Here is a 7753-nt window from a genome sequence, read left to right on the forward strand (position 1 = left end):
GTCTTTGTGGACACAGACATGAATCACGCATCCCATTACATCGATGGACAATGGCTCGACGCGCTGCAGGGCGGGGCGCGCCGCGGCGAATCCTTCAACCCCGCGACCTCGCAAGCCTCGGCCACCTTCGCCGAAGGCGGACAGCCCGAGGCCGAAGCCGCGCTGGCCGCCGCCGAGCGCGCCTTCCGCACCACCGACTGGCGGCGCAGCCCGCGCCTGCGCGCCGCCATCCTGCTCGACTTCGCCGACCGGCTGGAAAAACGCACCGACGAGATCGCCGACTGGCTGGTCACGCTGAACGGCAAACTGCGCCGCGAAGCGCTGGGCGAAATCGCCGGCACCGTCTCCGAGCTGCGCTACTACGCCGGCTTGGCGCGCAACATCTTCGGCCGCGTCATCGAAGTCGAGCCGCACTGCTACGCCACGCTCGACCGCGAAGCCGCCGGCGTGGCCGTCATCATCGTGCCCTGGAACGCGCCCGTCACCCTGCTCGTGCGCTCCCTGGCGCCCGCGATCGCGGCCGGATGCACGGCCGTGATCAAGCCGGCGCACCAGACCGCGCTGGTCCACAACATGGTCCTCGAAACCCTGGTCTGCGACGCGCGCATTCCCAAAGGCGTCGTGAACTCCGTCATCGAATCCGGTTCCGAAGCCTCCCGCACCCTGTGCGCCTCGCCGCTGGCCGACATCATCAGCTTCACCGGCTCCGCCGAAGTCGGCAAACGCATCGCCCAGACCGCGTCCGGCACCCTGGCCAGGCTCTCCCTGGAACTGGGCGGCAAAGCGCCCGCCATCGTTTTCAAAGACAGCAACCCGGCACGGACCGCGGCCGGCGTCGCCGCCGGCGCGCTCGTCATGGCCGGCCAGCAATGCACCGCCATCGCCCGAGTGTTGGTCGAAGAAAGCTACTTCGACGAATTCGCCGGCGCGCTCGCCCAGACCCTCGAAGCCGTGCGCATCGGCCCCGGCAACGACGCCTCATCGCAGATGGGCTGCCTCATCGACATGCGCAACCGCGACCGGATCGCCGCATTGGTCGACGACGCCGCGCGGTCGCACACCATGCACCTGCGCGGCCACATCGGCGACGGCCCGCTCGCGCGCGGCGCCTTCATCACCCCCAGCCTGGTCGAAGTCGAAGACCTGGCCAGCCCTTTCATCCAGAACGAACTGTTCGGCCCCTTGCTCGTCATCGAACGCTTTCGCGACGAAGCCGACGCGGTCACCCGCGCCAACGCCACCCGCTACGGCCTGGCCGCCAGCGTCTGGACCCGCGACGCCACCAGGGCCAGGCGCGTCGCCAGCCAGATCCGCTCGGGAACGGTCTGGGCCAACACCCACAACCGCCTATTCGCCGAAGCCGAAACCGGCGGGCACCATGACAGCGGGTATGGGAGGCTGCATGGGCAGGAGGGGTTGAATGACTTTTTGGCGACCAAGCATTTTTATGTGGAGGGTGGGGCGTAGGGGAGGGCGTCCCCGCTTTTGCGGGGACGGCTTGCTTGCCAATTGAATGCGGGGCGATGTTCGGGCTTCTACTTCTTGGCTGCCTATTCAGCAGTGAAGCGATAGCCCAGGGCGGCGGCTGTCCATTGTGTTTTCTTAGCTGCCTGTACGGCAGTAAGTCTAGAAGGCCTTTTGGGGCCCTTTAAGGGTAAGTTTCTTAGCTGCCTGCACGGCAGTGAACGATGGCAACTTCGAGGACCGCGGCGGCTTCTGTTTCTTAGCTGCCTCCACGGCAGTAGATGCCACGATCTGGGATGCGGACGTCCTCATATGTTTCTTAGCTGCTTCTAACAGCAGTGAGTTGACCAAGATCTTTCCGAGCACAGCCCAAGCCGTTTTCTATCGTCGCAAAGAACTCATCGATTTTCTACCCCGCCCGGCTGAACCCCAGTGCCGCGTGAAACCTCCACCCCTGGAGTTCATCAGGAATCGTCACCTTCGCAAATCGCTGGGCGCAGCTCATCAAGTCCAGCTCGAAGGCCTCGGCGTGTTCTGTCAGTGCCGCGATGAAATCCACTCGGCCCCAAGGCACCACTCGATCGGCGCGGAACCGTTGGTCAGGAACCTGGTGTCGCAGCGCATCTTCGATAACGGTCTGAGTCCGGCCATTTTTTTCCTCGATCCGGGCCAGCTCGAAATCGTCCTCGTCTTCATTGGGCAGCAGCACCAGTTCGACCTTGGGACGCGGATCGGCGCGGAATGGCTGACGTTGCGGCAACACTCCAGTCAGCCAAACCAGAGGGATGCGCCAGTGGCTGCTGGCATTGGCGATTTCCTGCGCGCCGGCCGAGGTGAATCTTGATCTTCGTGTCGACGCCGGATCGGTCTGTATCGGAACAGGCAGCATTTGCCTGGCGAGGCGAGCATGTTCCAGGTCGACGAGGTTTTCGCGGGGGCGCAATGTTTCCTGAGGCCGCTGCAGGACCCTGGGGCGTGCATCGATCACCGTGCGTTCCCCTTCGTTCAGCAAGTGCTGCAAATCGTGTGAAGTCAGCCTGAAGTCTCCCCGATTCTGTTCGAACCCCGGTCGGCAGAAAGCGGCCTCTCCGGGGTGCTCGAAATGTCGCAGGTTGCTGCTCAGGACGACGAGGTTCGGGGTCTCGACGGCACCGATTCTGTGCCGGCGCACCCGGCCCGCGAGTTGGATGAGCGAACGCATCGACGAGGGTTCGACTACGGCCCAGTCGTAGTCATGGTCGCGTCCGACTTCTGTTACGGGGCTGCCCAGCACGATGAACAGATGATCTTGTTCGCCATGTTGGTCGAGCCCGGCTCGAATCTCCGGCAATCGATAGACCGCGCCTTCGTCGCGGCGGTTGAGCGCGGTGTCCAACCGGTTTTCTATGGCCGATCTCAGCAATAGCGGGAACTGGGAATGGTAGACGCAAAGGTGGATGCGTACACCGGGAGGCGCATCCTGCTGATACAAGGCCAGCGCAATGTCGAACAGAGGATCGATGTTGGCCATCCTGATCAAGCCGAAGCTGACTCGCTTGCCGCTGTTCGCATCCATGCCATGGTGTCGCGCATGCAAGCTCAACGCGGCCTCCCGCAAAATCCCTGCAAGTTGCTCGCGCCGCTCCGCTTTATCGTGGGTCGTGAAAGATAGCGGCAGCAGTTCGCAATGCCGCCGTACGGGCTCTTTGCGAAGATGATCGATACGTTTCTGGACGAAGTCCAGGTGCTTGGTGAGGAACGTCGCTCCATCCGGGCAGTCCTGCTGGGCCTGCCCGAATTCGTCGACCCAGGCGCAGCAAATGTTTGCGGGCTCGCCTGGCCGCTCTCCGCGGTTGCGCTGGAACCAGGCACGGCCATCGCTATAGGCAAGGAACAGCCCTTCCACCAGGGCCGGCGGCAGGGTAGCGGACGACAGCAGAACGCGGCTCCCGAGCAGGCCGGCCCAATGCACCAGACGCGTAAGCGCCGGCAGATCGTCCATGTCGAACTCGTCCGGTTCGTCCACGACCAGGTCGCCGGACATCAGGCGCAACATTGGCACAATCTGTCTGCCGCCACGCAGGCTCTCGGTCGCAGGGGTCAGGTGGTCGATGGTGCAAACCAGTACGGGGGCCGCGAGTAGTGACCGTACCTGCCGGTTGTGGCTAAGGCGTTGCAAAACGGGATGCTGGTCGTTGCCTTCGAACTGTACGTAGCTGCTTTCTTCGTCCAGTAGATCCTGGCGGGATGCAGAGCCGCTCTGTTCGGCTAGGGCCCGATAATGTTCGAAAAGCTCCCGGTTTTCCCTGCCTCCGACTTGAATGGCTAGGGCGTCGTCGGTCAATCCCAGATCGTCGCGAAAACTCCGGCCGGTCTGCAGCGTCAATGTGCGCAGCCCCATGGCGAAGGCACAGCGCAGCCCCCGTTTGGGATCCGCCAAGGCATTCATGATGCGGGCATTGGCCAGCGTTTTGCCGCAGCCGGTGGAAGCCATGTTCACAATGAATGCGCCTTGTCCCGCTGCGCGTCCACGCATCGCCGTCGCGACGTCCGCTGCGCGATCCTGCCAGCGGAACCGGGCCACACTGCTGCGTTGTCCCAATTTTTTGTGCCGGACGAGACAAGAAAGATGCCGCTCGAAACCGGGCAAGGCGTGAATGACCTGGCTGGCATGAGCCTCCACGCCGAGCAGATGCTCGTCGAGCGTCTGATTCATCTGAATACGGCCATCGACGCGTACGGTATTCGCATGTAACGGATACGTGGCGTTGATGTGCAGTCGAACCTCGCGACCGGATAGCGTCGAATAGTGATGGTCCGCCAGCATCAAGCCAAGCCGAGCAAGATGCATCAGATAGGGGTTCTCCAGGCAGGACTGGTCGGGATGCCTCGCGCGCAGGTCGATCAGGCGTTTCGCCAGCCGGGCGGCGCGTTTGCGCCACGATGGCTCCGTCACGGGCAGTCCATGGGGAAAATACCAGTAACTTCTGACCGACTCGGCATCCGCCGCTTCCACGCGCTCGTTCCAGGAGGGGCCGATCTGCTTCAGGATTTCATCCAGCATGCTCACCTGGAAGCCCTGAACGCGGGTCTCGGACGAACTTTCCGTGGGCGATGCCTGAGGGAGGATAGGTAGCCGATGATGCGTCAAGATCAGCCATGCAACGGCACTTGCCAGGGGAGGAAGGTGCGCGAAGGGCTTGTTCGCGTCTGCGTCCGGGTCGAGACCGTCGCGCAGGCGCTTGCGTTCGACGCACCAGTCATCGAGCTGCCAACCGTCCGGATCGGCCAATCTACGTAGCCAGCCGGCATCGTCGTCCGATCCGACAAAAGCCTGGAACTGGCGTACCGACACCCATTCGTGCCGGTAGAGGTTGCGGGTGATCGGTCCCGATGATCGCAGTCTGTCCTGGAATGCCTGGCTTGCCTTGCCCAGGTCATGCAGCAGGCTTCCCAAGGCGGACAACGCCTGGATCCAGGGCAAGGTGTGCCAGTCGTTCTCATCCTCGTTGCGCAAAACTTTGCGCCGAGTCATGTTGGTCGGCGTTGCACCGTTCTCATTGAATTGACGGGTGTCACCAACGATCCAAAGCAGTTCGCTATGGTCGCGGCCCCGTATCCAATGGCAGGCCACTGCCGTGTTCTTTCGAGCGGTTTTTCTTAACAGGCGCCGCAGTGTGTCGAGCCCCGCCTGCGTGATCGAGGTTTGCCACGTCCGGTCACCGCGCCGTTCGGCGAACTGGTCCAGGATGCGGCGAGTTTCGACAATGGCCCGCTTGCTGCATTGGGAAACCAACAAGACGTTCATGCGGCACGTCCCGCCTCGCTCGCGGTCTCCACGGCCACGCGTTTGAGCGTCTCGATCATGAAGTCCAACGATTCCGTCCTTGCCAGCGCTTCGATGCAATTGCGGCGAAACGTTTGTTCGTCGTCACCCCGCATCGCGGACAGGAACGCCTGCGGCAGGATGATGCCGTCCTTGACCAGGTCCGCTACATCGAATACCAAGCCCCCACGCCGGGTCTTGCCATGCAGAACAGCCAAGCCGTGCGGCAGGCCTAGCACCCAGGTTGCCGTCGCACCGAGACCGTAGGCCAGGTAATTGCCATGATCGAGAAAACGGTTGGCCGGATCGCTTCCCGTGCCGCGTTTGGCGCGCGTGAATTCCCCGTATCCGACGGTATCTACGGCCAGCTTGAACAGCGCTTTGGTCAGCCGTGCCTCTTCGGTGAGCAACGTTACTACATCGCTCGCGGTGTCCAGGCGCGCAAAGGCTGCGTCCAGCAGGCTACCCAGTCTTTCTTTATGCACGTCGAAGCCCGTTTCCTGCAATGAGCGATGGTTCCACGACGCTCTGATCTGTCCAATGCGCGCGCGTTGCAACTGTTTGGCGGCGAGCAACCGCAGTGCATCGTCGAACCAGAATCGCACCCAGGCTTGTAGGTATTCCGTGGGACGGTATTCGCTCTGAGGAGAGAACCAGGCTAATTCCACGTCCATTTCGTTAGCACTGAACAAAGGCGTACCGCCGCCTCCGCAGAAGCCAACCAGTACACCGGCTTTAGCCAACTCCCGCATGGCGGCCTGGGTGATCGACGTTCCCGTTCCGAGCAGGATCGTCGTGGTGTTGGCGATGGGAATGTTCCAATAGAGCGACTTGCTGCCCTGGTCTGTGACGTATTCGACCCTCCCCCCGTTGACCAGGACACGGCAATGCTCGAGGTAGTAAATATTCGCCCGTTTTGAATGCAAGATGGTCTTCAGGTCTGAGGGGCTGATGTCCTGCACGTTTGGAGTCCTTTTGGTTTGACTTGTCATAGAGACTATTGGACGGTTTGAGTATAGGGCGAGACCCTTTTTTCTGGGGGGCGGGGAATTTCCTTAAGAATCAATATGTTGGAGATTTTTAGGAAAAATAGGTCTGGTGAGGGGGTGAGTGGGTTTTTACTTTAGAATCAATGAGTTGTGAGAGTTTTGATCTACTTCACTGCCGTGCAGGCAGCTAAGAAACGGGAGAATCCGCAACAAGCGACCCAGCATAGCTTCACTGCCGTGCAGGCAGCTAAGAAAAGATCGTCAGAGAGCCTCGTAGTGGACCATTACTTCACTGCCGTGCAGGCAGCTAAGAAAGGTGACGATCAGCAAACAATCGGCATTGCCGACTTCACTGCCGTGCAGGCAGCTAAGAAACGGTCCAGCCGCTCGATTTCGGCGAGGATCAGCTTCACTGCCGTGCAGGCAGCTAAGAAATTATCTAGTAACCCCAACTTGCTAGATTGCGTCTTCACTGCCGTGCAGGCAGCTAAGAAAAAGCGGTAATCGATTGGCGCGCTGCGGCCGCCCTTCACTGCCGTGCAGGCAGCTAAGAAACGATTAAGCCGCCAACGCTCCCGGTCTTTGAGCTTCACTGCCGTGCAGGCAGCTAAGAAACACCGCTCTACCACCGTCAGGGGGGGTGTCTCTTCACTGCCGTGCAGGCAGCTAAGAAAGAGCCAGCAGAACGCTGACATCGCAGCCGAACCTTCACTGCCGTGCAGGCAGCTAAGAAAACAGGCCGGTGCCGGGCCAGAAGTCGAACACGCTTCACTGCCGTGCAGGCAGCTAAGAAATGCTGACCTCTGAGACATGGGTGCTGGGTACCCTTCACTGCCGTGCAGGCAGCTAAGAAAAGCGACTCCGCGTTTGCCGGCAGCGGCCGAAACTTCACTGCCGTGCAGGCAGCTAAGAAAATATTGCGCGGATCATGTACCGCGATCTGAGGCTTCACTGCCGTGCAGGCAGCTAAGAAAAGCACGGCGCTGGATGTCACTGTTTCCATGAACTTCACTGCCGTGCAGGCAGCTAAGAAAATCACCGCCGGCTCCACGGTCGGGCCATCGACCTTCACTGCCGTGCAGGCAGCTAAGAAAGTCTCGACGCTGACCTCGGCCTGCCCGACGGGCTTCACTGCCGTGCAGGCAGCTAAGAAAGCCGCGAAGCTCTACTCGCCCGGCTTGCCAGCCTTCACTGCCGTGCAGGCAGCTAAGAAAATGCGGGGAATACCGCCTGGGAAAACGACCACCTTCACTGCCGTGCAGGCAGCTAAGAAAGACCTTCTCCAGCACCAGACGGGTGCGCTCGGCTTCACTGCCGTGCAGGCAGCTAAGAAAACGCCGACCGGGTAGCGCCGCGTCTCAGCACGCTTCACTGCCGTGCAGGCAGCTAAGAAATCTTGAATCGAACCGGTTTTTGAGGAGGCTCCAATTCTTGAGAAAATGGAGCCATGAGCAAGAACAACAAGTTTTCCCCTGAAGTACGTGAACGTGCGGTA

The 7753-nt window shown here is 60.9% G+C and carries 3 protein-coding genes and 1 CRISPR repeat array; of the genes, 1 reads left to right on the top strand and 2 read right to left on the bottom strand.

Features of this window, described 5'->3' with window-relative positions; translation table 11 throughout:
• The first annotated feature begins 18 nt into the window (after positions 1–18).
• Positions 19–1467: an aldehyde dehydrogenase family protein gene (locus PIGHUM_RS06460; protein ID WP_124078565.1), complete on the top strand. Its 1449-nt coding sequence runs from the start codon at positions 19–21 to the stop codon at positions 1465–1467.
• A gap of 406 nt (positions 1468–1873) precedes the next feature.
• On the opposite strand, the gene cas3f is transcribed toward PIGHUM_RS06460, so the two are convergent.
• Together cas3f and cas1f are read right to left on the bottom strand one after the other, a co-directional pair.
• Positions 1874–5251: a type I-F CRISPR-associated helicase Cas3f gene (gene cas3f, locus PIGHUM_RS06465; RefSeq protein WP_124078566.1), complete on the bottom strand. Its 3378-nt coding sequence runs from the start codon at positions 5249–5251 to the stop codon at positions 1874–1876.
• Positions 5248–6231, bottom strand: a complete 984-nt coding sequence (gene cas1f, locus PIGHUM_RS06470; RefSeq protein ID WP_124078567.1) for a type I-F CRISPR-associated endonuclease Cas1f — start codon at positions 6229–6231, stop codon at positions 5248–5250. Before cas1f ends, cas3f begins: the two co-directional genes overlap by 4 nt.
• A gap of 194 nt (positions 6232–6425) precedes the next feature.
• A CRISPR array of direct repeats spans positions 6426–7652; the repeat unit is 28 nt; unit sequence CTTCACTGCCGTGCAGGCAGCTAAGAAA.
• Positions 7653–7753: the final 101 nt, after the last annotated feature.

Origin of the sequence: Pigmentiphaga humi (assembly GCF_900606115.1) — a bacterium.
Taxonomy (GTDB): Bacteria; Pseudomonadota; Gammaproteobacteria; order Burkholderiales; family Burkholderiaceae_B; genus Pigmentiphaga; species Pigmentiphaga humi.